Origin of the sequence: Paraburkholderia diazotrophica (genome assembly GCF_900108945.1) — a bacterium.
In the GTDB taxonomy this organism is placed as follows: Bacteria; Pseudomonadota; Gammaproteobacteria; order Burkholderiales; family Burkholderiaceae; genus Paraburkholderia; species Paraburkholderia diazotrophica.
Map to the genome: position 1 here is coordinate 1 of NZ_FNYE01000043.1, position 24,036 is coordinate 24,036.

At 65.3% G+C, this 24,036-nt stretch carries 24 protein-coding genes; 13 read left to right on the forward strand and 11 right to left on the reverse strand.

Annotation, left to right across the window (positions count from 1 at the left end; all coding sequences use genetic code 11):
- The coding region (locus BMW76_RS33645) for a pyridoxal-phosphate dependent enzyme (RefSeq protein WP_143062391.1) at nt 1-485 on the reverse strand (485 nt) is incomplete at its 3' end.
- Nucleotides 486-683: 198 nt separating this feature from the next.
- Here BMW76_RS33645 and BMW76_RS33650 point away from each other — a divergent pair.
- Together BMW76_RS33650 and BMW76_RS33655 are read left to right on the forward strand one after the other, a co-directional pair.
- The gene (locus BMW76_RS33650; RefSeq protein WP_090873142.1) at nt 684-1,205 is read left to right on the forward strand and encodes an Lrp/AsnC family transcriptional regulator; all 522 of its coding nucleotides are present in this window, start codon (nt 684-686) and stop codon (nt 1,203-1,205) included.
- 147 nt (nt 1,206-1,352) lie between these two features.
- On the forward strand, nt 1,353-3,785 hold the full coding sequence (locus BMW76_RS33655; protein ID WP_090873221.1) for a hybrid sensor histidine kinase/response regulator: 2,433 nt from the start codon (nt 1,353-1,355) through the stop codon (nt 3,783-3,785).
- A 10-nt stretch (nt 3,786-3,795) separates the two neighbouring features.
- Here BMW76_RS33655 and BMW76_RS33660 read toward each other — a convergent pair whose 3' ends face one another.
- On the reverse strand, nt 3,796-4,563 hold the full coding sequence (locus tag BMW76_RS33660; protein WP_281248579.1) for a UdgX family uracil-DNA binding protein: 768 nt from the start codon (nt 4,561-4,563) through the stop codon (nt 3,796-3,798).
- Between the two features lie 145 nt (nt 4,564-4,708).
- On the opposite strand from BMW76_RS33660, the gene BMW76_RS33665 reads away from it, so the two are divergent.
- Nucleotides 4,709-5,131: a chemotaxis protein gene (locus BMW76_RS33665; RefSeq protein ID WP_407669057.1), complete on the forward strand. Its 423-nt coding sequence runs from the start codon at nt 4,709-4,711 to the stop codon at nt 5,129-5,131.
- Between the two features lie 118 nt (nt 5,132-5,249).
- Nucleotides 5,250-5,852, forward strand: a complete 603-nt coding sequence (locus BMW76_RS33670) for a hypothetical protein (protein ID WP_090873146.1) — start codon at nt 5,250-5,252, stop codon at nt 5,850-5,852.
- Between the two features lie 230 nt (nt 5,853-6,082).
- On the opposite strand, the gene BMW76_RS33675 is transcribed toward BMW76_RS33670, so the two are convergent.
- From BMW76_RS33675 to BMW76_RS41425, 4 genes are all read right to left on the reverse strand, one after another.
- Nucleotides 6,083-6,316, reverse strand: a complete 234-nt coding sequence (locus BMW76_RS33675; protein WP_090873148.1) for a hypothetical protein — start codon at nt 6,314-6,316, stop codon at nt 6,083-6,085.
- A complete protein-coding gene (locus BMW76_RS33680; RefSeq protein ID WP_090873150.1) occupies nt 6,309-7,082 on the reverse strand; it encodes an endonuclease/exonuclease/phosphatase family protein in 774 nt (257 codons plus the stop codon). The genes BMW76_RS33675 and BMW76_RS33680 overlap by 8 nt, the downstream gene beginning before the upstream one ends.
- Nucleotides 7,079-9,292 carry a VTT domain-containing protein gene (locus BMW76_RS33685; RefSeq protein WP_090873152.1) on the reverse strand — a complete coding sequence of 738 codons (2,214 nt, stop codon included), beginning with the start codon at nt 9,290-9,292 and terminating at the stop codon, nt 7,079-7,081. The genes BMW76_RS33680 and BMW76_RS33685 overlap by 4 nt, the downstream gene beginning before the upstream one ends.
- Before the next feature lie 73 nt (nt 9,293-9,365).
- Nucleotides 9,366-9,746, reverse strand: a complete 381-nt coding sequence (locus BMW76_RS41425; protein ID WP_177200570.1) for a hypothetical protein — start codon at nt 9,744-9,746, stop codon at nt 9,366-9,368.
- Here BMW76_RS41425 and BMW76_RS33690 point away from each other — a divergent pair.
- On the forward strand, nt 9,745-9,981 hold the full coding sequence (locus BMW76_RS33690; RefSeq protein ID WP_090873154.1) for a hypothetical protein: 237 nt from the start codon (nt 9,745-9,747) through the stop codon (nt 9,979-9,981). The genes BMW76_RS41425 and BMW76_RS33690 overlap by 2 nt on opposite strands.
- 76 nt (nt 9,982-10,057) lie before the next feature.
- Here the strand turns inward: BMW76_RS33690 and BMW76_RS33695 are convergent, their stop codons facing one another.
- The gene (locus BMW76_RS33695; RefSeq protein ID WP_090873156.1) at nt 10,058-11,644 is read right to left on the reverse strand and encodes an FAD-dependent oxidoreductase; all 1,587 of its coding nucleotides are present in this window, start codon (nt 11,642-11,644) and stop codon (nt 10,058-10,060) included.
- A 286-nt stretch (nt 11,645-11,930) separates the two neighbouring features.
- Here BMW76_RS33695 and BMW76_RS33705 point away from each other — a divergent pair, with 286 nt between their 5' ends.
- From BMW76_RS33705 to BMW76_RS33715, 3 genes are all read left to right on the forward strand, one after another.
- Nucleotides 11,931-13,076 (forward strand): acyl-CoA dehydrogenase family protein, encoded by a 1,146-nt coding sequence (locus tag BMW76_RS33705; RefSeq protein ID WP_090873222.1) that lies wholly within the window; start codon nt 11,931-11,933, stop codon nt 13,074-13,076.
- Between the two features lie 64 nt (nt 13,077-13,140).
- Nucleotides 13,141-13,740, forward strand: a complete 600-nt coding sequence (locus tag BMW76_RS33710) for an SAM-dependent methyltransferase (protein WP_090873159.1) — start codon at nt 13,141-13,143, stop codon at nt 13,738-13,740.
- Complete coding sequence (locus tag BMW76_RS33715; RefSeq protein WP_090873161.1) at nt 13,737-14,390, forward strand: glycosyltransferase; 654 nt, start codon at nt 13,737-13,739, stop codon at nt 14,388-14,390. Before BMW76_RS33710 ends, BMW76_RS33715 begins: the two co-directional genes overlap by 4 nt.
- 30 nt (nt 14,391-14,420) lie before the next feature.
- Here the strand turns inward: BMW76_RS33715 and BMW76_RS33720 are convergent, their stop codons facing one another.
- Nucleotides 14,421-15,062 (reverse strand): TetR/AcrR family transcriptional regulator, encoded by a 642-nt coding sequence (locus BMW76_RS33720; RefSeq protein WP_090873163.1) that lies wholly within the window; start codon nt 15,060-15,062, stop codon nt 14,421-14,423.
- Nucleotides 15,063-15,145: 83 nt separating this feature from the next.
- Here BMW76_RS33720 and BMW76_RS33725 point away from each other — a divergent pair, with 83 nt between their 5' ends.
- The 3 genes from BMW76_RS33725 (at nt 15,146) to BMW76_RS33735 (ending at nt 17,905) form a co-directional block, all read left to right on the forward strand.
- Nucleotides 15,146-16,282, forward strand: coding sequence for an MBL fold metallo-hydrolase (locus BMW76_RS33725; protein ID WP_090873165.1), 1,137 nt, complete (start codon nt 15,146-15,148; stop codon nt 16,280-16,282).
- Between the two features lie 237 nt (nt 16,283-16,519).
- A complete protein-coding gene (locus BMW76_RS33730) occupies nt 16,520-16,921 on the forward strand; it encodes a RidA family protein (protein ID WP_090873167.1) in 402 nt (133 codons plus the stop codon).
- A 45-nt stretch (nt 16,922-16,966) separates the two neighbouring features.
- Entirely contained in the window at nt 16,967-17,905 is a 939-nt protein-coding gene (locus BMW76_RS33735) for an aldo/keto reductase (protein ID WP_407669058.1), read from the forward strand.
- Between the two features lie 15 nt (nt 17,906-17,920).
- Here BMW76_RS33735 and msrA read toward each other — a convergent pair whose 3' ends face one another.
- From msrA to msrB, 3 genes are all read right to left on the reverse strand, one after another.
- Nucleotides 17,921-18,670 carry a peptide-methionine (S)-S-oxide reductase MsrA gene (gene msrA / locus BMW76_RS33740; RefSeq protein WP_090873170.1) on the reverse strand — a complete coding sequence of 250 codons (750 nt, stop codon included), beginning with the start codon at nt 18,668-18,670 and terminating at the stop codon, nt 17,921-17,923.
- 57 nt (nt 18,671-18,727) lie between these two features.
- Complete coding sequence (locus BMW76_RS33745; protein WP_090873172.1) at nt 18,728-20,614, reverse strand: cytochrome c biogenesis protein DipZ; 1,887 nt, start codon at nt 20,612-20,614, stop codon at nt 18,728-18,730.
- An 86-nt stretch (nt 20,615-20,700) separates the two neighbouring features.
- Nucleotides 20,701-21,225: a peptide-methionine (R)-S-oxide reductase MsrB gene (gene msrB / locus BMW76_RS33750; RefSeq protein WP_090873174.1), complete on the reverse strand. Its 525-nt coding sequence runs from the start codon at nt 21,223-21,225 to the stop codon at nt 20,701-20,703.
- A 187-nt stretch (nt 21,226-21,412) separates the two neighbouring features.
- Between msrB and BMW76_RS33755 the strand changes: the two genes are divergently transcribed.
- Both BMW76_RS33755 and BMW76_RS33760 read left to right on the forward strand, forming a co-directional pair.
- Nucleotides 21,413-22,144, forward strand: a complete 732-nt coding sequence (locus tag BMW76_RS33755; RefSeq protein ID WP_090873176.1) for a response regulator transcription factor — start codon at nt 21,413-21,415, stop codon at nt 22,142-22,144.
- A complete protein-coding gene (locus BMW76_RS33760) occupies nt 22,141-23,670 on the forward strand; it encodes a sensor histidine kinase (protein ID WP_090873178.1) in 1,530 nt (509 codons plus the stop codon). The genes BMW76_RS33755 and BMW76_RS33760 overlap by 4 nt, the downstream gene beginning before the upstream one ends.
- Nucleotides 23,671-24,036 lie beyond the last annotated feature (366 nt).

Here is a 24,036-nt window from a genome sequence, read left to right on the forward strand (position 1 = left end):
CAGCCGGCGGGAATCGGATACGGCTTGCCGCCCGCGGCGCGCACGCTGTCGAGCGCCTCTTCCCAGCTCCTGCGAATGCCGATGTCGAAGCCGTCGGGCACGAGCCGCACGTCGGCGCCCATGATGCGCGACATCTGGATATTGCCGACGCGGTCATACACGGCGTCGTAGTAGTTGACCCAGTTCTCCTGCACGAGCACGCACTTCATGCCGAGATGCGCGGCGACGGCAGCGACCTGGCGCGTCTGGTTCGACTGGATGCCGCCGATCGACACGAGCGTATCGCAGCCTTGCGCAAGCGCGTCGGGGATCAGGTATTCGAGCTTGCGCGTCTTGTTGCCGCCGAACGCAAGGCCGCTGTTGCAGTCCTCGCGTTTCGCGTAAAGCTCGACCTTGCCGCCGAGATGCTCCGAGAGCCGCTTGAGCGGCTGGATCGGCGTCGGCCCGAAGGTCAGAGGGTAGCGGGGGAAGCGTTGCAGGTTCATGGTCGAAGGTCCGTTGGTCTGGGAAGGGCGCGCATCGGCGTCCGATGCTTGCACGCAAACGAAGCGGCAAACGATGCCGCGCGTTGACAGACATGATAGAAAAGACCCGGCGAAATGAGCTTGCTAAATAAAGCGGTCAGCGATAATTTTGCAATGCAGCGATGAATATCGACATTTTTTTATTTTCCATAACGCCCTATGTGCGCAACGAAATTACGCAGACCGAGTACAGGTGCGAGTCGAACCGAACCGGCGCCGCTTTCGCAGCACGATCGTATCGACCGCGCGATCCTCAAGCAGCTCCAGCAGGACGCATCGATTTCGAACGTCGCGCTCGCGGCGAAGGTGAAGCTGAGCGCGCCTGCCTGCTTGCGGCGCGTCGAACGGCTCAAGGAGATGGGGCTGATCCGCGCGACGGTCGCGCTGCTCGATCCGAAAGCGGTCGGCGCGGGCATGCTGGTGGTGATCGGCGTCGTGCTCGACCGCTCGACGCCCGAGACGTTCGCCGCGTTCGAAAAGGCCGCGCAAAAGGTGTCGGGCTGCATGGAATGCCACGTCGTCACGGGCGAGTTCGACTATTTCATGCTCGTGCGAACGCGCGATAGCGAGAGCTTCAACCGGCTGCACGCGGAGCAATTGCTGTACCTGCCCGGCGTGCGGCAAATTCGCAGCTTCATGGTGCTCAAGGAAATCCTCTCCACGACTAGGTTTCCGCTTTGATCCGCAGAAAGTGCCGTGGCGTCAGGGTTTGAACGGCATGCCCACGGCGCGCGCGTGCTTATACAATAGCCGCGCGGACCAGGCCAGATAAGGCAAGGCCAGGCCATGTCTGGCCAGAAGCGACGATCGGACATCGGACATCGGGCGATGAGCGACGACAGCAACCTCGCCGGCAATGCTGCCGGAACGGGCGCGGAACAACACACGCCGCACGCGACGCAGTGCGCCGAGGCGAGCGGCATGGATGCGCGCGCCACGAATCTCAGCACCGAATGGCTGCACCTGTGGGCTGAGTCCACCACCGACTACGCGATCTTTGCACTCTCGCCGGATGGCACGATCATCAGCTGGAACCGCGGCGGCGAGAGCATTCACGGCTACAAGGCGGACGAAATTCTCGGCCAGCATGTACGCGCGCTGTACATCGAAGAAGACCGTCGCGCCGGCGTGCCGGAGACGGACCTGCGGCGAGCGCGGGACGAGGGCCGCCATGAATTCGACGGCTGGCGCGTGCGCAAGGACGGCAGCCTTTTCTGGGCGAACGTCATCATGACGGCGCTGTATTCGCCCGACGGCGAACTGCTCGGCTACGGCCGCGTCGTGCGCGATATCAGCGACAAGAAGAACGCACAGGATGCCGCGATGGAAAGCGACCGGCGCTTTCGCCTGCTCGTGCAGGGCGTGAACGACTACGCGATCTTCATGCTATCGCCGGAAGGCTACGTGACCAACTGGAATCCGGGCGCGCGGCGCATCAAGGGCTACACCGACGAGCAGATCATCGGCTCGCATTTCTCGTGCTTCTACACGCCGGAAGATGCCGCTGCGGGCCTGCCGCAACGCGGGCTCGCGACGGCCGCGCGCGAAGGACGCTTCGAGGCGGAAGGCTGGCGCGTGCGGCGCGACGGCAGCCGCTTTTGGGCGCACGTCGTGATCGATGCAATCCGCGACGATCACGGCGCACTGGTCGGCTTCGCGAAGATCACGCGCGACGTCACCGAGCGCCGCCAGGCAGAGGAACTCCTCGACCAGACACGCCGCGCGCTGTTCCAGTCGCAGAAGATGGAAGCGCTCGGCCAGTTGACGGGCGGCGTCGCGCACGACTTCAACAACGTGCTGCAAGTGCTGCGCGGCAACCTCGAACTGCTCGGCGCGCGACAGGACGATGCGTGGAGCAGGGCGCGCATCGGCCGCGCGATCGAGGCCGTCGAGCGCGGATCGAAGCTCGCGTCGCAACTGCTTGCATTCGGGCGCCGCCAGACGCTGCTGCCCGTCGTCGCGAATCTGCGCGACATGCTGCGCGGCATGGAAGACCTGTTGCGCCGCGCGCTCGGCGAACGCGTGCACGTGAAGATCCACAACACGCCTTCGGACGGCGAGCTGTGGAACGTGCTCGTCGATACGCATCAGCTCGAAAACGTCGTGCTCAATCTGGCGATCAACTCGCGCGATGCAATGCCCGCAGGCGGCGTGCTTACGCTCGAACTCTCGAATGCCGTGCTCGACAGGTACGCCACGGCCGCATCGCATATCGAGCCCGGCGAGTACGTGAAGCTGAGCGTCGCCGATACGGGCACGGGCATGAGCGCCGAAGTCGTCGAGCGTGCGTTCGATCCGTTCTATACGACGAAGCCCGCGGGACAGGGCACGGGCCTTGGCCTGAGCATGGCATACGGCTTCGTGCTCCAAAGCGGCGGGCATATCGAACTGTCGAGCACGCCGGACGTGGGCACGACGGTGACGATCTATCTGCCGCGCTCGCTCGAAGCGGTTGTCACGCGGCCCGTCGAGTCAGCAGGGGCGCAGACGGAGGAGGACTTGCGCGGACACGAAACGGTGCTCGTCGTCGAGGACGACCGGCGCGTGCAGCTGACCGTGGTCGACATGCTGTCGCAGCTCGGCTATAGCGTGCTGACGGCCAACGACGCATCGGAAGCGCTGACCGTATTGCGCAGCGGCGCGAAAGTCGACGTGCTGTTCAGCGACATCGTGATGCCGGGGCCGCTGTTGAGCCCGGAGATGGCACGCCAGGCACTGCTGATGCGGCCCGCGTTGAAGGTGCTCTTCACGTCGGGCCATACGCGCGACACGACGGGGCTCGACACGCAGATCCGTCACGGCGCCGATCTGCTGCGAAAGCCGTACAGCCGTTTGCAACTGGCGCGCAAGCTGCGCGACATGCTCGACGGCACGGCGCTCGCGACGCGTGCCGACGAGCCGGCCACGACTCGCGTGTTGAGCATACTCGTGGTGGAAGACGAGCCGGATGCGCGTGAGGCGCTATGTGAGTTGCTCGGCATGCTGGGTCACCGATACGAGGCAGTGAGCGACGCGAAAGAGGCGCTGGCGTGGCTGCAACGTCAGCCGTTCGATGTGCTGTTCACCGATCTCACGTTGCCCGGCATGTCGGGTGTCGATCTCGCGCGCGAGGCGATCGGCATGAAGTCGGCGGAGAGAGTGGTATTCGCTTCGGGCGCCGAAGCGCCATTGCACGACGCGTCGCTGACGTTCGAATGGGTGTCGTTGCGCAAGCCCTATTCGTTCGATCAACTGAAGGACGCGCTCGATTCGCGCGAGTAGTGCGCGGCGTTTATCGCTTGCCATTCGACGGCTTCGGCGTCTTGCCGTCGTCTGCTTCTTTCTTGCCGCTCTCTCGCGCTGCTTCCCGATGTGCGACGGTTCCCGCTTCGTGCAACGCCGCGACGATCGCCGCGTACGCGCGATCACGCGTCGCTTCATCCGGCGCGCGCAACGCAAACGACGGGTGATAGGTCGGCACGACATGCCGGCCGCCGTGCTCGAGCACCTTGCCGACGACTGCCTGAAGCCGCGCGTCGCGATCATCGAGGATTGCCTTCAACGCGGTTGCGCCGAGCGCGACGATCACACGCGGCCCGACTGAACTCAGCTCGCGCTCCAGCCAGTAGTGACATGCATCGATCTCGCGCTGCGCGGGCGTCTTGTGCATCCTGCGCTTGCCGCGCGGCTCCCACTTGAAATGCTTGACGGCATTCGTCACGTAGACATCGTGGCGGGCCACGCCCGCTTCTTCGAGCGCATTGTCGAGCAACTGGCCGGCGGGGCCGACGAACGGCTTGCCCTGCTGGTCCTCCTTGTCGCCCGGCTGCTCGCCGACGAGCATGATCGGCGCGCGCTTCGGACCCATGCCGCCGACGGCTTGCGTCGCCTTCGACCACAACGCGCAACGCCGGCAATCGTCGAGGCGCCCCGGCTGCTGATCGGGTTCGACGTCCGCATCGTTGCGCGCCGCGCGTTTCGATGGAGCCGTTTCGTCGGAAGGCGGAGTGGTTTTGCGAGTGCTCATGACGTCGTTCGAAGGTGTGCGTGCTGCATGTATGGTCGAGGAGAGCAATTGACGTACCTCAGCGGGTCAAATGCCGGGCCGAATGCCGGGTCGCGTTTCGATCCTCATTGCGACACTGAGCCGATCAAAGCGGCGGAATGCTTTTTGCGGCACGACAGGGCGAGGCAGTACCCGGATCATGACCACTCTGGAGGCCGATATGAGCACACTGAATCCCGACGATGAAGGACGTCCCGTGGTGCGGCAGACGGGGCACGACAACGCATCGCTTGGTCCGAGCGATTCTTCCGATAGCGGCAGCGACGTGACGGGCGCGAAGCGTCACGACTTCGACAAGGAAAACGAACTCGACAATCACGCGCTCGAAACAGGCGAAACCGAACTTTCGAGCGATTCGGACCGCTCAGGCACGGGCGAACGCGCATCCGCGGATGGCGATTCGACGCTCGAACAGAACGAAGACATCGATGTCGATCGGGTGATCAGCGCGACGGGAGAAGAAGAGCCAGAAGAAGGCGTCAAGGATGAACTGGCCGAAGGCTCCGTCGAAGACGCGCAGACCGATGACGAGCAGGATGAACGGGACGAGCGAAAGACGTGATGCGTGACGGTGCGCAGGGCAGTGCGCGCGGGCGCATGCCTTGCTCATTCAATGCGTAGCGGGACGGCAAATAAGCTGCCGTCCTTGATCGAATGAAGTCTGGAAGAAGGGAGGCATCATGTCGCTTATCGTTGCCGCACGATTCACCACTTTTCCGGCAGCCGAAGATGCAGCAGAACGGCTCTTTGCGGCCGGTTTCGTCGAAGAAGACGTGTCGCTGTTTTTCGTCAATCCGCGCGGGCAGCACGCGCGCTATCCGATCGGCGGAGACCAGAACAAGGACGCCGCTTCCGTCGATGTGCCGAAAGGCGCGGGCATGGGCGTGACGGTGGGCGCGGTCATCGGCGCGATCGTCGGTGTCGGCATTTTTACGGCGTTTTCGGCGCCCGTGCTGGTGTCCGCGATCGCGGCCGGGGTCGGCGCATATATCGGCTCGCTGATCGGCGCGATGTACAGGACGCGCGACAACGACACGAATATGCGGCCCGAGCGTGTCCACTACGAGCAGCGCGACTCAGGCGTGCTGCTTGCCGTCCACGTGACGCCGGACACGCAGCAGCAGGCGGCCCAAGTGTTGCGCGACGCGGGGGGCGCGTCGATCGAGCGCGCGACGGGACGCTGGCAGCAGGGACGCTGGGCGGATTTCGATCCGACGCGGCCGCCGCAGCCCGTGCAAGCCGACCGATCTGCCGGGGACAGGCCGCGCGAACGGCATGCGTGACAGGCAGACAATCGAAACGTCAAATACGGCGATATAGACAAAACGAACGCAGCGCGCGGCATCGATGCCGTGCGCTGCGTTCTTTCATTGGGCTTTCGCCGCGTTCGTTGCCCCTGTTAGGTGTTCAGGGCAAGCGCGATGCGTTACAGGTCAATGAGGAGTCAATGAGCCGGATTGTTGACGCGTTTAGCGATGCAATGCCGGGCTATTCTCCTCGTCGGCTCGCGCGATCAGCGGCCTTCGTCCTCGTCTTCTTCATCATCCAGGTCGTCCTCGATTTCGTCTTCGTCTTCGAGCAGGATCCGGCCCATGCCGACGCCCACATCCTTGTCTGCGTAAGGTTGGCGCGGGGCGTTTTCGTCCGGGGCGTAATTCTTTCTGACCATTGGCAGCTCCATGAAGAAAGTTGAACGGACCGGCAGAGGATCGGGCAGCGCGCCCGCATCTCCCGGCTGGCTATACATGATGCTCTCGTGCGATCCGCGCGACCAGTGGTAAGTGATCCGATGCAACACGCGCGAGCATGCTGCGATGCACATGGACGTCGAGCAGGCGGCTTGCGGGATGCATCCAGATACGATCGAGCGCAAATACGGGGAAGCGCGACGGAAACGTGCGCGGCGCGGGTGCGGCGCGAAAATGCGTGACGAGCATGCGCAGCGCGTGACCCCAGACGAACCATTCGTTGATGTCGCCCATCAGGATCACGGGCATGCGCGGCGTGTCGAACGCGGCGATCAGCGCGCGGATCTGTGCACGGCGTTCGCGCGCCGACAGCCCAAGGTGCGTCGCGACGACCCGCAGCGCGCCCGCCACGCCGCTCGCGTGTTCGGTATCGACATCGACATCGAGCGCACCGCGCGCTTCGCGCCGGCCGAACGACAGATCGAGCGCGCGTGTCGCGCGGATGGGGAGGCGGCTCAGGATCGCGTTGCCATAGCGGCGCTCGGGCGTATCGAGCGTCGGACCTGCGATGGCCTCCATACCCGTCGTTTCGCGCAAGATCGGCAGCGCATTTGGCGCGAAGCTGCCGCCCAGCGGGACTTCCTGCAATGCAACGACGTCCGCGTCGAGTTCGCCGATCACGGCGGCGATCCGTTCGGCCGAACGCACGCCGTCCGTGCCGATTGCGCCGTGGATGTTGTACGTGGCAAGACGCAGCGCCTGCGCGTCGACATGGGTTTTTGCGGAGGGCGCCAAGGCGCGCTGGGTCAGTTGCGTGTCGTTCATGTGCGGCGCGCAAAGAGACGTTGCAGAGCAATCGACAGCCCGATCAGCGCCGCGCCGATCAACGCGACGAGCCCGAGCCCGGCCGCGGTCGGATGCCGGACGGCGGCGACCAGTTGATGCGCGAAGGTCGTCGCGAGCACGATGCCGGGTGCCATGCCGAGCGCCGTGCCCGCGAGAAAATCGCGCAGGCCGATATGCGACGCGCCCGCCGCGAGATTGATCACGGTGAACGGTGCGATGGGAACGACGCGCAGCACGATCATAGCGATGAGCCCTCTTTTGCCGAGCTTTTCGCTGATGCGGTTGAGGCGGCTGCCCGCGAGCCTTCGCACGGCATCGTGACCGAGCGACGCGCCCGCGTAATACGTGATGAACGCCGAGATCATGGTGCCCGTGAACGCGTAGGCGCTGCCCGCGAGCGCGCCGAACACGAAGCCGCTGACGGCGATCAGCAGCGTGACGGGCACCGACACGCTCGCGGCGATCGCGTACACCGCGACGATCGCGAGCGGGCCGAGACGCGACGCATGCAATTGCTGCGCGCCGTGCACGAGCGCGGAAAAGCTGATCGCGTCGCGAAGCGGCGTGAAGCGCCACAGCGCGGCGAGCACGACGACGATCAACGCAAGCGCGCCCAACGCGAGCAGCTTGCCCGTCAGCGGACGGCTGCGCTCTTCGGGCAGAAAGTGCTGCACGAGCTCATGCGGCGCGACGGGCGCTTCCGCATCGAGCACGGACACGCGGGCTGCCAGATCTTCGAGATCGCCGGACACGACGGGATCGAGCGGCATCAGCGTGCGCTTGCCGTGGCGCAGTGTGGCGATGGCCTCGTTGAGCCGTTGCGTGTCGAGCGCGCGTTGCACGTCGTCGGGCGAAACGTCGAGATGCTCGGCAAGCAGGCGGTCGCGCACCGATGCGATGGCTGCCTGCACGCGCGGCTCGCCACGCGCATCGAGCGCGATGTTGCATTCGGTATCGAGCACCATCGAGCGATTGTTGAGGTTCGCGCTGCCGATGATCAGCAGCTCGTCGTCGACGATCATCAGTTTGCTGTGCACGTTGATGATCTGTCCGCCAATGCCGCCGATGGTCGGCGCGTACATCGCGTAACGTCCGTGGCCGTCGGAACGCTTCAGCGATTCGTGCAGCTTCGCACGCAGCACGCCCATCGTCGCTTCCTGAAGCCAGCCGCTTTGCCGCTCGGGCCCGACCACGGCGACATCGGGGCCGCCGCTGTCGGCAAGACGCTCAGCGAGGCTCGCGCCGACACGGCTCGCAGTGAAGTACTGGTTCTCGATGTAGATGCTGTGCTTCGCGGCTGCGATCGCATCGAGATACAGCTGCTGGATCTGCGCGACGACGGGACGTCCTTCGTACGCGGGCTCCGTCAACGAGATGCCGAGCTCGACGTCTTCGATATCGGGGACCACATCGGCGGGCCAGATGCCCGCGCGATCTCGCGGGTCATGTGCTTCATGCGCTTCATGCGCTGCCTGTACTTCATGCACTTCGTGCGTCGGCGTGTGCGAGAAGTCGAGCGGCTTGCCCGTCGCGCGCTGCCACCGTTCGCGCACGAGCACGCCGATCGCGCGCGCGGCATCGCCGTCGAACATCGCCTGCACGTCGTGCATCGGCTGATAGGGCGCATCGTCGGCGTTGCGGCGCAGCGGCGCGTCGGGGTCGTGCGCAGGCGTGTCCCAGCGCGAACGCGTGAGGTCGATGCCGCCTGCGAACGCGAGCGCGTCGTCGATGACGACGATCTTCTGGTGATGTGACGCGCCCAGCGGATGCCGTCCGTCCTGGCGAAAGCGGATGCGCCGATGCGTGCGCCAGCCCATCTTGTACACAGGGAGCCATTCGCGTTCGAACGCGTAGAGCATCGCGAAGTCCCACGCGAGAATATGGATGCGCAAATGGCGGTTCTTTTCCGCGAGCGCACAGAGGAAGTCCGCGAACCCTGCGGGCAGATCATCCTGCGGTTCGCCAGGGACGAGCTTCAGGCGGCTGTCGATATCCCAACCGACGATGTAGATCGATTGGGTCGCGCGCATCATCGCGGCCCGCAGCGTTGAGAAGTATTCGGCGGCGTCGATCAGGATGCGGAAGTGGTCGGCTTTTTCACGCTGCTGGCAGTTGCGCGTGGGACGGAGCAGCGCGCTTGCGCCGTGTCGAGAGGGCAATCGCGATGTGACGTTGAGGGCCTGATTCATCGGTGCGCTGTGCGTTCTGTTAAAACCCTCGCTTTGTATGCGGGTCATGAAACGTCATCGGATCGAGCAAATCTCATTCCTCCGTCACGTTGCACTGCGACGACGTGCGTGAGGCGCACATGACAGGAACACCGCTTGCCGCAATCAACGAGGCACTTCGCAGCAACCAACGAAAGGAGGTCGCAAGTGAATCAGAAGTCGACACAGAACCAGCCAGCGAATCCCCGTCAACCGAATCGCGATGGCGGTCAGCAGCAGCAAAATCAGAAGCCGCCTCCCCATCAGGGCGGGCAGCGTCAACCGTGACGCAATAGCGTGCGAACAGCGGCGCCACGAGCAAGCCGCAAGCAAGCGATGAGCAAGCCGACGAGCAACCTGGCGCCGCATGCAAAGCTTTCAGCCGAGCATGTAGATCTTCCAGTAGCAGCGCAAGCAGCAGAAGGAGTACCAACATGGACCCCACTCAAAAAACCCAAAATGCGAAACGGGACGATCAATCGAAGACAGGCACGACGACTGAGCCCGGCGAGCCGACGGAAACGATGAAATCCACGACGCCGCAGCGTTCCAATCCTCATCCGAAGCAAACGGCCGAGGTGCCGCTCGGCACGGAAGATCATCCGGAGCCGCCGGGCGGCGGCGGACGTCCCTCGCATCGCGCAGCGTCGACGAACAGGCGCGACGAGTAACTTCACTACATCGCTCCACCTTCATCTATTGCATTACGCTTCGCATCATGATGCGGAGCGCAATGCGCACGCGTGCCTATTCCGACTCCGCAAGCCTGATCGCGTCCGCGATGTCCAACGGCTTGCGCATCGCTTCGCCCAACGCTCCGATCTGCCGATCGCGATTGCAGCCCACCGCGGCAACGAGCTTTCCTTTTTCGACGAGCAACGCGATGAATTCGAACGTATCGGGCGTTCCCGTGAAGATCGTGTCGTCCCAGTGCCGCGCGTGGCCGAGATAGTTGAAGTTCTTGCCGAAGTGATAAGTCCAGAAGAACGGCACGAGCGGCTCGCCCAAGGGCAGACCGAGCATCGCGCGCGCGGCGCGGCGCGCATGTTGTTGCGCGACGCGCCAGTGTTCGATGCGCACGCGTTCGCCGACAGGCGCCCGCAATTCGAAGCGCGCGACGTCGCCTGCTGCGTAGAGACCGTCCGCCACGCGCATCGACGCATCGGCATCGAGGCTTCCGTCGTCATTGCGCGTCACGCCTTCGATGAAACCCGTCGCGGGCGTGACGCCCATGCCGACGACGATGAAATCGCACGACAGCGTATCGCGGTTATCGAGCGTCACGCGCAAGACGCCATCGTCGGCGTCGCTGCGCTCGACGGTTTGCGCGCGGCGTCCCATGCGCAAGCGCACGCCATGTGCGTCGTGCAGCCGCATGAAAAGCCTGCCGAGATCGGGACCGAACTGCTTCTCGAAGGGCACGTTGCCGGGTGAAACGATCGTCACGCGCAGCTTGCGCTCGCGCAGCGCCGACGCCACTTCGAGTCCGATGAAGCTCGCGCCCAATATGACGGCATGCTCGCTTTGTGCAGCCGTTTCGACGAGTCTGCGTGCATCGTCGCGATTGCGCAGCAGACGGATACGCTCCGCTACGCCTTCGTCTCCGATGCCTTGCAACGAGGGACGCTTCGGCACGCCGCCTGTTGCGACGAGTGCCGCGTCGTAGCGAATCGACGGCGCGCTGCCGATATCGATGCGCCGCGCGCGCGCATCGAGTGCCGTGACGTTGGCCTGAACGACGTCGATCGAATGCGTCGCGAAGAAATCGTCGGGCAGGAGGGACGGAATGTCGTCGGGCAGCATCTCGCCGGACGGCACGAATTTGCTCAGCACCGTGCGATCGTAGGGCGTGCGCGGCTCGCGATCGATCAGCACGATGCGTCCCGCGAAGCCGAATTCGCGCAGCGCAGCGCATGCAGCAGCGCCCGCCGCGCCCGCGCCGATAATCGCGAAGGTGCGTGTGTCGGCAGAGACGGATGCGGAGCCAGTGGCCGCGCGTTCGTTGGACCGAGTCTCAGGCGTGCTGCTCACGAGCACATCGTCGCGTGTGAGCTGCACGGGATAGCGCGTCAGCGGCAGCAGCGCAGGCGGCTCGATGATCGCGCCGCTTGCGATGTCGAACGTCGCCTTGTGCCACGGACACACCAGCCGGCCATCGCACAGTGCGCCCTCTTCGAGCGGCGCGCCTGCATGCGGACATTTCGCGCCGTAAGCATGGACGGCTTTGCCTGAGCGGATCAGCAGAATGGGCGTGCCATTTGCATCGACGCGCTTCATGCCGTCAGCGAGATCCGAGAGCCGGGCCACCTTCTGCATGTCGCTGGTGTGGGTCATCGTTTTCCTCATTCGAATCCGCGGCGCAGCGATGCGGTGCGTCGATCCACTTGCTTCACGCAAGCGCCATGCCGTACAAGGTTCGAATGCGCAGCACGCATGCGTGTGCGAGCGCAGCACGACGCGATGCGATCGCGCGGATGCGATTGCGCGGATGTGATCGCGAGCCTCACGTACGCGCAATATGGGCATATCGCTTGCATGCAGGTTCGCACGCGCCGGCTTCTGTCGGGTGAGCGCCAACACCACCGCGATGCCGTCGCCAGGTTTTGCCACGGAGGAACAGATGAAGGACATCGGCCATGATCCGTTGCGGCGCGCCGCGCCCGCTGCGTGGTACATCAACAGCGAACTGCGCCTGAACGACGACGAAGCGGATGCCGAGTCCGGGCCGCCGATGCGATATGCGCTCGTGCCCGCGCTGGAGCGCTATCTCGCGACCGTGCGCTACGCCGATGAGGATTCCGCGAGCCGCGCCGCGACGCTCGATGCGCTGCGCGCTCGCGGCATGGACTGGCTGCCCCTTCCGGGAGGCGGCGAAACGGCGACGCGCTGGCGCGGCCTCGCGGCCGTCGCCGCGTGCGACCTGTCGCTCGTGAAGCTCTATGAAGGCCACACCGATGCGCTCGCGATTCTCGCGGAGCTGCAACGCGCCGACCTCGCCGATGACGGCAACTGGGCCGTATGGGCCGCCGAGCCGCCCAACCGCAAGCTGATCGCGCGCGATGCAGGCGGCGACGCGTTGACGCTCGAAGGCATCAAGCCGTGGTGCTCGGGCGCGCAGCACGTCACACATGCGCTGGTGACGGCGTGGCGCAGTGGCGAGCCGGTGTTGGCCGCCGTCGAACTGTCGCAACCCGCGATCTCCGTCAATGTCAGCGACTGGCAAGCCGTCGGCATGCGCGCAACGGGTACGGGCGCGGTGCGCTTCGACGGCGCGCGCGCCATCAAGGTCGGCGAGGCGGGCGCGTATCTCGCGCGTCCCGGTTTCTGGCACGGCGGCGCGGGCATCGCCGCGTGCTGGTATGGCTGTGCAGCGGCGCTTGCATCGGTGCTGCGCGACAGCGTCAGGCGCCATGCCGATCCGCATGCGTGCGCGCACCTGGGCGCCGCCGATGCCGAACTGTCCGCCGTCGCCGCGCTGTTGCGCGAGTCGGCGGCGTGGATCGACGAACATCCGCGCGATGACGCGCAGCACTGTGCGTTGCGCGTGCGTGTCGCCGTCGAACAGGCGGCCGGACAGGTGATGGAGCACGTGTCGCGCGCACTCGGCGCGGTGCCGTTCTGCACGAACGGATGGTTCGCGCACGCGATCGCCGATCTGCCCGTTTTCCTGCGGCAAAGCCACGCGGAACGCGATGAATGCGCATTGGGGAAGACGCTGCTCGATGAGCATGACGCGGGCGAGCACTGGAAGCTCACTCACGAATGAAGGCGCACATTTCCCACGACACAGACGATACGAAGAACGGCACAAGGACGACACAGGACTCCGCATGTCATTGCCCGCCGCCTATTTCGACGAGCTGTATCGACAGGACGACGATCCCTGGCGCTATCGCAGCAGCTGGTACGAACGCCGCAAGCGTCTGCTGACAGCCGCCGCGCTGCCGCGCGAGCGTTACCGGCGCGGCTTCGAGCCCGCGTGTTCGAATGCGGAGATGTCGCGGTTGCTCGCGCAGCGCTGCGAGCGTCTGTGTGTTTGCGACATCAGCGCACACGCAGTGAGTCTTGCGCGCGAACGTCTCGCCGATACGCGCAACGTGACGATCGAATTGCGCGCGATGCCGCAAGACTGGCCCGACGAGCGCTTCGATCTGATCGTGATCAGTGAACTCGGCTACTACCTGTCGCGCGCGGACACCGTGAAGCTCGCGCAACGCGCGTACGCGTCGTTGACGGATGACGGCACGCTCGTCGCGTGCCATTGGCGTCATCCGTTCGAAGACAGGCAGCAATCGGCCGACGACGTTCACGCGGCTTTCGGCGCGCTGCTCGCGTTGACGCATCTCGTCGAGCATGCGGAGCACGATCTGCTGATCGACGTATGGTCGAAGGACTGTCGCTCGGTCGCGCAATGCGAGGGGCTTGCATGATCGGCATCGTGATCCCCGCGCACAACGAGGAAGAACTGCTCGCCGATTGCCTGCAAGCCGCGCGCGTGGCGGCCGCGCATCCGGCGTTGCGCGGCGAGACGGTTCGGATCGTCGTCGCGCTCGATAGCTGCACGGACGGCTCGGCGGCGATTGCGCGCTGCTTCGACACGCATGCGTTGACGCTCGATGTGCGCAACGTCGGCAAAGCGAGGGCGGCAGGCGCGACGGCGCTGCTCGTACTCGGCGTGCGCTGGCTCGCGTTCACCGATGCGGACAGCCGTGTCGAGCCCGACTGGCTCGTCGCTCAGCTGGCGCTCGGCGCGGAAGCGGTGTGCGGTCCCGTCACGATCGACGACTGGCGCGCGCACGATGCAATGACGCGCGCGGCGTTCTATCGCGCGTACGTGAACGCCGATGGTCATCGGCATGTTCATGGCGCGAATCTGGGCGTGTCGGCGCTCGCCTATTGCCGCGTGGGCGGATTTCCGCCGCTTGCGTGCAGCGAGGATGTGGCACTCGTCGGACTGCTTGTCGCGACGGGCGCGCGCATCGCGTGGAGCGCGGCGCCGCGCGTGGTAACCAGCGCGCGGATTGCGTCGAGAGTGAAAGGCGGGTTCGGCGATACGCTGACTGCGCTTGCCGCGCCGTGAGCGTGCGCGTTGCGTTGCCTGGCTCCGGCGTTATCGACGGGAGCCGACCGGCGCAGCCGCCGTATAGCGCGCGAGAAACATATCCGCCGACGTTTCCGCAATCGCCTTCTGCTCGGCGGCCGTCAGCGGCGGCTGTCCCATCGTCACCTGAGGCCAGAACGCGAAGCCCTTCACGAGGCTTTGAAGCTGCTGCGCGGCGAACGCGGGATCGTGCACCGCGAGGCGGCCATCGGCGGCCGCTGCGCGTATCCAGACGGTCAGTCCTTCTTCGCGCTCGCCGATGCGCGCGACCATGTCCCGCGCGCGCTCCGGCGAATGAATGCCCGCCGCGATCGCGACGCGCGCAAGCGACATGAATGCCTCGTCGCTCAGCAGCCGCATCTTCTGCGCAAGCAATTCGAGCAGCTGCGGACGCAGCGGCGCGTCCGCGCGATAGCCGGGCGATTCGCCCGCCGCGCTCGCGTCCCATAGCTGTTGAAGAATCGCCGCGAAGAGCGCTTCCTTGCTCGGGAAATGGTTGTAGACCGTGCGCTTCGACACGCTCGCGCGTGCCGCAATGCGGTCCATGCTGGTGGCCTCGAAACCCGATGCGCGAAATTCGTCGATGGCCGCTTCGATCACGGCCGCGCGCTTGCGATCGGTCAGACGTTGTGGGGTGGCGCTGTCGTCCATCGTTCGATTTTACACCGATGGGTTTACTTTTTGAGATAATAAACTACACTGTGCAGTCTAACTTTGACTCCATGACGCTTCGAATGAACTCGATCATCGGCAACCTCAGTCAGATTCTGGGTTTCGCGGCGGCAGAGCGCGGACGCGCGCTGTCCAGCACGTCGCCGCAGCACGACGGGCAACGCTTTCGCAACGTGAAGCCGAAGCCCGCGCAAGGGCTGCGCAAGAGGCTGCGCATCATGTGGAACGTGCTGCTCAACAAGCCCGATGGCACGATGCCTTCGGGCCCGCTGCCCGTCGATCCGCTGACGCGCGCGGACCTCGACGCCGCGCCCGACAGGAGCCTGTTCCGGCTCGGCCATTCGACGCTGCTGCTCAAGCTGCGCGGCCAGTTCTGGCTGACCGACCCCGTCTTCGCGGAGCGCGCGTCGCCGTTCAGGCGGATGGGACCGAAACGCTTTCATGCGCCGCCCATCGCGCGCGACGCGCTGCCGCCGTTGCGCGGCGTGATTCTTTCGCACGATCACTATGACCATCTCGATCGCGAGACGGTGCTCGCGCTCGCCGAAACGACGGGCGTGTTCCTGACGCCGCTCGGCGTCGGCGACCGGCTGATCGAGTGGGGCATCGATGCGTCGAAGGTGCGTCAGTTCGACTGGTGGCAAGGCGTCGAGATCGACGGCGTGCAGTTCACGGCGACACCCGCACAACATTTCTCCGGGCGCAGCCTGTTCGACGGCAACAGCACGCTGTGGGCGTCGTGGGTGATCGTCGACGGCGACCTGCGCGTATTCTTCAGCGGCGACATCGGCTACTTCGACGGTTTCAAGACGATCGGTGAGCGGCTCGGCCCGTTCGACGTGACCTTGCTCGAAACGGGCGCGTACGACGCGCAATGGCCGTACGTGCACATGCAGCCCGACGATACCGTGCAGGCGCATATCGATCTGCGCGGCCGCTGGCTCGTCCCGATTCACAACGGCACGTTCGATCTGGCGATGCATCGCTGGCAGGAGCCGTTCGAGCGTGTCGTCGGACTCGCCGCTGCGCGCGGCATTGCGCTCGCGACGCCGCGTATGGGCGAGCGGCTCCATCTGGCGTCGCCGCATCGTGGCGAGCGCTGGTGGCGCGAAGTCGTGGAAGTCGTTGACGTGGCCGGTGCGCGCGAGCCAGCGCGCCGCCGCGTAGCGTGCAGGCCCGCGGGGCAGAGCAATACATGACGTTTGGCCGCGACGCATAACGGCCGCAACGCACAACGGCCGTAGAGTGAGGCGCCTTTTCTGCAAAGAGAGGCGCCTCTTCTTTTTTTGTCCGGCCTTTTGTCCGGCGAGTATCCCTTCCGTTTGCACGCAGGCTCATGCAGCATCCGACGAAGCGCGCTAAGGTATGCGTCAGTCTCTTCGAGCGCGCCATTGCGATGGTCGCGCAAGCCTTCCATATCTACGGAGCGTCATCAGATGAGCGAAACCACGCAGTTCTGGATGGTAGAAGGCGCGCCGACACCCGTCGGCCCGTTTTCACACGCGACGGAATCGGGCGGCTGGGTGTTCGTCACGGGCCAGATGCCCACGTCACCCGACGACGATGCGTCGCCCCTGCCCGAAGGCGTCGCCGCGCAGACCCAACGCGTGATGGACAACCTCGTGCTCGTGCTCAAGGGCATCGGGCTGGGGCTGGAGAACGTGGTATCGGCGCGTATCTTCCTGACCGAGTTCAAGCGCGACTACGCAACGATGAACGCCGTCTACGCCGCCCATTTTGCGTCGGGACGTCTGCCTGCGCGGACCTGCGTCGGCGTGACGGGACTCGCGCGCGATGCGCTCGTCGAAATCGATTTCATCGCGCGCCGTCCAGGTTGACGCCGGGCTAACGCGCGCAGCGCTTCGCTACAGCCAAGACAGCCGATGTCCCACTACGTCGAACAGTCCGCGCGGCGCGATTTCCTGCTGCGCGCGCTAACGCTGCCGCTCGCGATGTCCATGCCGTCATCTGCCCACGCGCAGCAAGCGCCGCTGCCGCGCATCGAACGCCGCGCGATTGCGTCGACGGGCGAAGCGTTGCCCGTCGTCGGCTGCGGCACGTGGCGCACCTTCGATGTCGGCGACGACGCGAACGGCCAGGCGCGGCTCGCGCAAGTGCTGAACGTGCTGTTCGCAGCGGGCGGCTCGGTCATCGATTCGTCGCCGATGTACGGCTCGTCGGAAGCCGTCGCGGGCACGCTGCTCACGCGGCTCGACGCGCATCGCAAGGCGTTCGTCGCGACGAAGGTGTGGACGCAGGGCCGCGAGGCGGGCATCGCGCAAATGGAGGAGTCGATGCGCCGCTTGCAGCAGCCGCGCATCGACCTGATGCAGGTGCACAACCTCGTCGACTGGCGCACGCAGATGGCGACGCTGCGTGACTGGAAAGCGCGCGGACGCATTCGTTATATCGGCATCACGCACTACACGTCGAGTGCTTTCGACGAAGTCGCGAGCGTGATGCGCAGCGAGAAGCCCGACTTCGTGCAGATCAACTACGCCGCCGACGACCGCGATGCCGAAGCGCGCATCCTGCCGCTCGCGCATGATCTGGGCATCGCCGTCGTGATCAATCAGCCGTTCGGCGGGGGTGGGCTGCTGTCGCGCGTGATGAAGCAACGGGTGCCCGCGTGGGCCGCCGATATCGGCTGCACGACATGGGCGCAGATCCTGCTGAAGTTCGTGCTCGCGCAGCCGGCCGTGACCGTCGTGATTCCGGGCACGGGCCGGCCCGAATACATGACCGACAACGTTCACGCGGGCGTCGGACCGTATCCGGACAAGGCGATGTGCAAGCAGATCGTCGAAGCCGTCGGCGCGTGATACCTCGCGAGACGGTCACGACGCAGACGAAGACGCGGATGCCTTCAGCAACACCGGGTCGCTGCGATAGACATCGGGGAACATCTGCTTCAGCTGGTCGATCTTCGGCATATCGTTGATCGCGATGTACGGATAGTCCGGATGCCGTACCAGGAAATTCTGGTGATACGCCTCGGCGGGATAGAAGCCCTTGAATTCCTCGACTCGCGTGACGATCGGCGCGGAGAACACTTTTGCGCTGTTCAGCTGCGCGATATAGGCCTGCGCGATCGCGCGCTGCTGCGCATTTTGCGGAAACACGGCCGACCGGTACTGCGTGCCGTGATCGGGGCCCTGGTAGTTCAGCTCGGTCGGATTGTGGACGACCGAAAAGAAGATCTGCAGCAGTCGCCCATAGGTGATCTGCGTCGGGTCATACGTGATGCTCACGGATTCCGCATGCCCCGTGTCGCCGCCGCTGACAGTCTCGTACTGCGCGGTGCCCGCCGCGCCACCCGAATAGCCCGACGCAACCTGATTCACGCCCTTCACGTGCTCGTACACGCCCTGAACGCCCCAGAAGCAGCCGCCCGCGAACACGGCTGTCTCTGTGTGCGCGCCGGCCGCTTTTTCGTCCTGCGCGGGCGGCGGAATCCTGACCGCCTGTTCCGCCGATGCGACATGCTGCCAGGCGACCGCGCTCGCGCCGAGTGCGATCAGCGCGATCATTCGGCCCGTCGATGTACGGGTCCAGCCCAATGCGCGAGTGATGAATTTCATGGTCATGATAAATGGTCCTCGAATACGCGTTGCTCGCGATTTGTCCATAGATACGCCGCGTGATCAGCCGAACGTGAACGCATAGGCTTCGACACCCGGATCGAGAAACTCGATCGCGAACGTGTGGTCGGCCACGTCGCCCGATTGGCGCACGAGCTGATACAGCCGCTGTTCCGTGACGACGCCCGTGCCGTCGGCTTTTATGTCGGTGCCGCGCGCGTCGCCGGGAGCGGCGCCGTCGATCGTCACGCGAAAGCGCACCGGCTTGCCATCCGCGCCGGGGCCGAGCACCAGATGCAGGTCGCGCGCATGGAAGCGGTAGACGATGCGGCCGTCCGGCGCGGCGAGCGTCGCGTGCTCGGCGCCCACTTTCCAGGTGCCCGCGAGTCCCCAGTCATTGACGCCGAGCTTCGACGGCGCGGCGTACGCATGCGCGCGGTCTGCCGTCGCGCCGCCCGGCGACACGAAGTTTTCGGCACGCTCGTAGCCGATGTACGTTTCCGGCGACTGCATGTCGTGGCCGTCGGCGGCCGCCTCGACACCATTGGCACGCTGCGGGAGACCCGTCGTCACTTTCATCGCATCGGGATGGCCGGCTTCCGCGAGCAGTTGCTGGATCACCTTCTCCGACTGCTCGTATTCGCCCTCGCCGAAATGATGATGGCGAATGCGTCCCTGCGCATCGACGAAATAGTGTGCCGGCCAGTACTGGTTGCCGAACGCGCGCCAGATCGCGTAGTTGTTGTCGATCGCGATCGGGTAATCGACGCCGAGATCGTGCGACGCCTTCTTCACGTTGTCGATATTGCGCTCGAACGCGAACTCCGGCGCGTGCACGCCGATCACGACGAGCCCCATGTCGCGGTACTTCTGCGACCACGCCTTCACATACGGCAGCGTGCGCAGGCAGTTGATGCACGAATACGTCCAGAAGTCGACCAGCACGACCTTGCCGCGCAGCTGCTCATTGGTGAGCGGCGGCGAGTTCAGCCATTGCACGGCGCCCGTCAGCGCCGGCAGCGTGCCTTCGACGGGAAGCGGTGCCGCCGGCATGGACGCGCGCATCATCGCGCCTGTAGCGGCTTCGTTGGATTCGGCCGGCTTCGCGCTCGAGGCGTCGGCGGCGGGTTGCATTGCGATCGTCGCATTCGTCGCGGTCGTCTCACTCGTTGTGTTCGCGCCGCTCACGGCATTTGCGGCTTTCATCGCGTCGCCCGTGCCTTTGGACGGCGAGAGCCTGTCGATGAGATGCTGTTCGAGGCCGCCCGTCGCTACCGTCGACACGCGGGCGAGCACGCCCGTATCGAAGCCGAGCGCGATCGCGGCGACGCCCGCCAGCATCGTCGCGCCGATGCCGCGCCGCACCCATTCGCCCGCGCCGAGCGAGCGCTTCATCGCCGTGAAGACGCGTCCGCCGATCAGCAGTGCGATGGCGAGCGACGTCGCCGCGCCCGCAGCATAGGCGAGCAGCAGCAGCGTGGTGCCGACGCTCGCACCGCGCAACGCTGCGCCCGTCAGCACGAGACCGAGGATGGGACCGGCGCACGGCGCCCACAGCAGGCCCGTCGCGATGCCGAGCAGAAACGACGAGCCGATGCGCGGCTTGTCGCCGTCGGCCTGAGCGAGCACGGAGAGCCGGTTGCCCGCGCTGACGAGCGGGTGCATCAGACGGTCGGCGAGACGCGGCATCAGCAGCGCCAGGCCGAACACGCCGAGCAGCACGATCGCGGCCCAGCGTCCGTACTGGTTCGCTTGCGTGACCCAGCCGCCGCCGACGGCCGCGAGCGTCGCGACGAGCGCGAACGTAAGCGCCATGCCGCCGAGCAGCGGTAAGCCGCTGCGCGCGAACGGCTGGTCGGCGCGCGCAAACACGAAGGGCAGCACGGGCAAGATGCACGGACTCAGGATCGTGAGTGCGCCGCCGAGGTAAGCAAGAACGATGAGTAGCATGATTATTTGCCGATGGATCGTGCGAGATGAGGGCGTCGAAAAGTGCGTCGAATAGGGCGTTGAAAAACGGCTTGGAAAAAGGGGCGTCAGGCGGCTTGCGGTGTAAAGGTCATCGCGAGGCCGTTCATGCAGTAGCGCAGCCCTGTGGGCTTGGGGCCGTCGTCGAATACATGCCCCAGATGTCCGCCGCAGCGGCGGCAGTGCACTTCCGTGCGCACCATGCCGAACGAACCGTCTTCGCGCGTCGCGACGGCGTGATCGAGCGGCGCCCAGAAGCTCGGCCAGCCGGTATGGCTGTCGAACTTCGTGCGCGACGAAAACAGATCGAGCTTGCAACCAGCGCACGCGAACACGCCGCTGCGATGCTCGTTGTTCAACGGGCTGCTGTACGGGCGCTCGGTGCCTTCCTCGCGGAGCACGTGATACTGCGCGGGCGTGAGCATCTGCCGCCACTGTGCGTCGCTATGCGCGACTTCGAAGCGCCCGCTCGTGCCGCTCGCCGCGTCGCCGGCGTGTGCCGTGTCGGCGGCGAACGCGCGCCACTGCGTGAGCGCGGCCAGCGCGGCGAGCGCGCTGCCGCCCGATAACATGAACTGCCTGCGGCTTTTCATCGTGTGTTCCTTCGTGCAACTCGATTCAACGTGGCCGTAGCGTAAGTCCGCCGTGATATCGGGGTCCTCACGGAAACTTAAATTAATTGTGATAACTCGGCGCGCGAAAATTCTGCACAATACCTACAGCTGTAAACGTCGCAATTCCGCGTTTAATCCGGCCTTTCCCCCCCATTCAAGCAAGCCGATGGACCATCCGAAGCGCGTACTGATCGTCGAAGACGATGTCGATATAGCGAATGTGCTGAGCCTGCATCTGCGGGACGAGCGCTATGAAGTCGTCCATAGCGCCGACGGCAACGAAGGACTGCGGCTGCTGGAGCAGGGCAACTGGGACGCGCTGATCCTCGACCTGATGCTGCCGGGCGTCGACGGTCTGGAGATTTGCCGGCGCGCCCGCGCGATGGCGCGCTATACGCCCATCATCATCACGAGCGCGCGTTCGAGCGAGGTGCACCGGATACTCGGCCTCGAACTGGGCGCGGACGATTACCTCGCGAAGCCGTTCTCCGTGCTCGAACTGGTCGCGCGCGTGAAGGCGCTGCTGCGGCGCGCCGATGCGATGGCGAAGGACGCGCGGATAGACTCGGGCAGCCTCAACCTCGCGGGCCTGTTCGTCGATCCGCTTACGCGTGAGGCGAGCGTCGACGGCAAGCGGATCGAGCTGACGCCGCGCGAGTTCGATCTGCTGTATTTTTTCGCGAGCCGTCCCGGCAAGGTGTTTTCGCGGATGGACCTGCTCAATGCCGTGTGGGGCTATCAGCACGAAGGCTACGAGCACACGGTGAACACGCACATCAACCGGCTGCGCGCGAAGATCGAGTCCGATCCCGCCGAGCCGGCCCGCATCCTCACCGTATGGGGGCGCGGCTACAAGTTCGTCGCCGATCCCGCCGCGCGCGAAGGAGAAGCGCCGTGAACCTGTCGTTGACACAGCGGCTGTCGCTCGTGTTTTCCGTCTTGCTGCTCGCGTGCTGCGGCGCGTCGGCGTGGCTCCAGATCCGCTCCAGCGATCTGCACGAAAAGGAAGTGATACAGAGCCTGTCGCGCGATCTCGCGTCGAACATCGCGCGCAATCCGGCGCTCTCCGGCGACAGCGGCGGCGCGGCGCGCAAGGACGCGCTGCGGCAGATTTTCGGGCAGCTGATGGTAGTCAATCCGAGCGTCGAAGTGTATCTGCTGGATCAGGACGGCCATATCGAAGGCGACGACGCGCCCGCCGGTCATCTGAAGCGGATGCAGGTCGATGTCGCGCCCGTGCGCAAGTTCGTCGCGGGCGACCCGCTGCCGATACTCGGCGACGATCCGCGCAGCGTCGACGGCCGCAAGGTGTTCAGCGCGGCGCTGCTGCCGCATGCGGACAGCCGGCCGCCCGGCTACATCTACGTCGTGCTGCAAGGCGAAGCGCACGACGAGCTCGCGGCGCGCTTCAGGGCGAGCTCGGTGTTGCGCACGACGTTGTGGTCGATGGGCGTCGTCGCGCTGCTCGGCCTCGTCGCGGGCGTGGTGGCGTTCGGGCTGATCACGCGGCCGCTGCGACGTCTGACGGACGCGATGCGTAAGTTCGACGCGAACGGCGAGCCGGATGCACAGCCAACCGTTCCCGCGTCGGGTGGTGCGGCTGCGCGCGTCGCGCCGTCCCGCTCGCGCGACGAGATCGCCACGCTCGAATCGACGTTCGCGCAGATGGCCGAGCGCATCGGCCAGCAATGGCGCGCGCTGACGAAGCAGGACCAGGAGCGGCGCGAACTCGTTGCGAACATATCTCACGATCTGCGCACGCCGCTCACTTCGCTGCACGGCTACCTCGAAACGCTGTCGATGAAAGCGGATTCGCTGAGCGACACGGAGCGCAAACGTTATCTCGCGATCGCGCTCGCGCAGAGCGTGAAGGTCGGCAAGCTCGCGCAGTCGTTGTTCGAGCTTGCGCGCCTGGAGCACGGCAACGTGCAGCTTGCGCTGGAGGACTTCTCGCTCGTCGATCTGGTGCAGGACGTGTTCCAGAAATTCGAACTGTCGGCGGAGGCGCGGCGCATCCGTTTGCGCGCGGGCATCGCGCCGCGCCTGCCGAACGTGACAGCGGACCTCGGCATGATCGAGCGCGTGCTGACCAATCTGCTCGACAACGCGATCCGCCACACGCCCGACGACGGCGCCGTCGATGTCGATCTCGCGGTGCGCGACGGCAAGGTGTCGGTGACGGTGAGCGACACGGGGCCAGGCATTCCCGCCGACGTGCGCGCGGGTCTGTTCCAGCGACCGTTCACGTCGGGCGGCGCGCATCGCGGCGGGCTCGGCCTGCTGATCGTCCAGCGCATGCTGCAACTGAACGACAGCCAGATACGGCTCGTCGACCGCGAGGGGACAGGGACGGCGTTCTGCTTCGAGCTGCATCCTGTGGGCGCTGCGCAGAAGGGCGCACGCGTGGCCGTTCCCGCGCAGTAAGCGCCGTGCGAGCGCAACGCATGCATGGCGCGCGCTACGCGCATTCCGCGCAGGGCCAGGGAAAGCACGAAACGCGCGGCAAAAACAAACGCGGGTTTAAAACACTCGCGAAACATCGCGCCGTTAAAATTCTCCGGAATAGTGCTTGAAAAGATGGAGCGTTCTAATCGTTAACGACGGGTTAAAGATGCGCTCGCCTGCGCCGTTATCAGCGTGTACATGCCGACAGGTCTATTTTTGGCGCGTGCGATTCCAGCTAGACTGCTGTTCCTTCACCTGAAGATTTCGTCACGCGTCATTCGCAAGCGACGCGACACCGTGTCTCCTCGCACGCGCTCGCCGGTGCAATGCCGGCAACGGACGCAT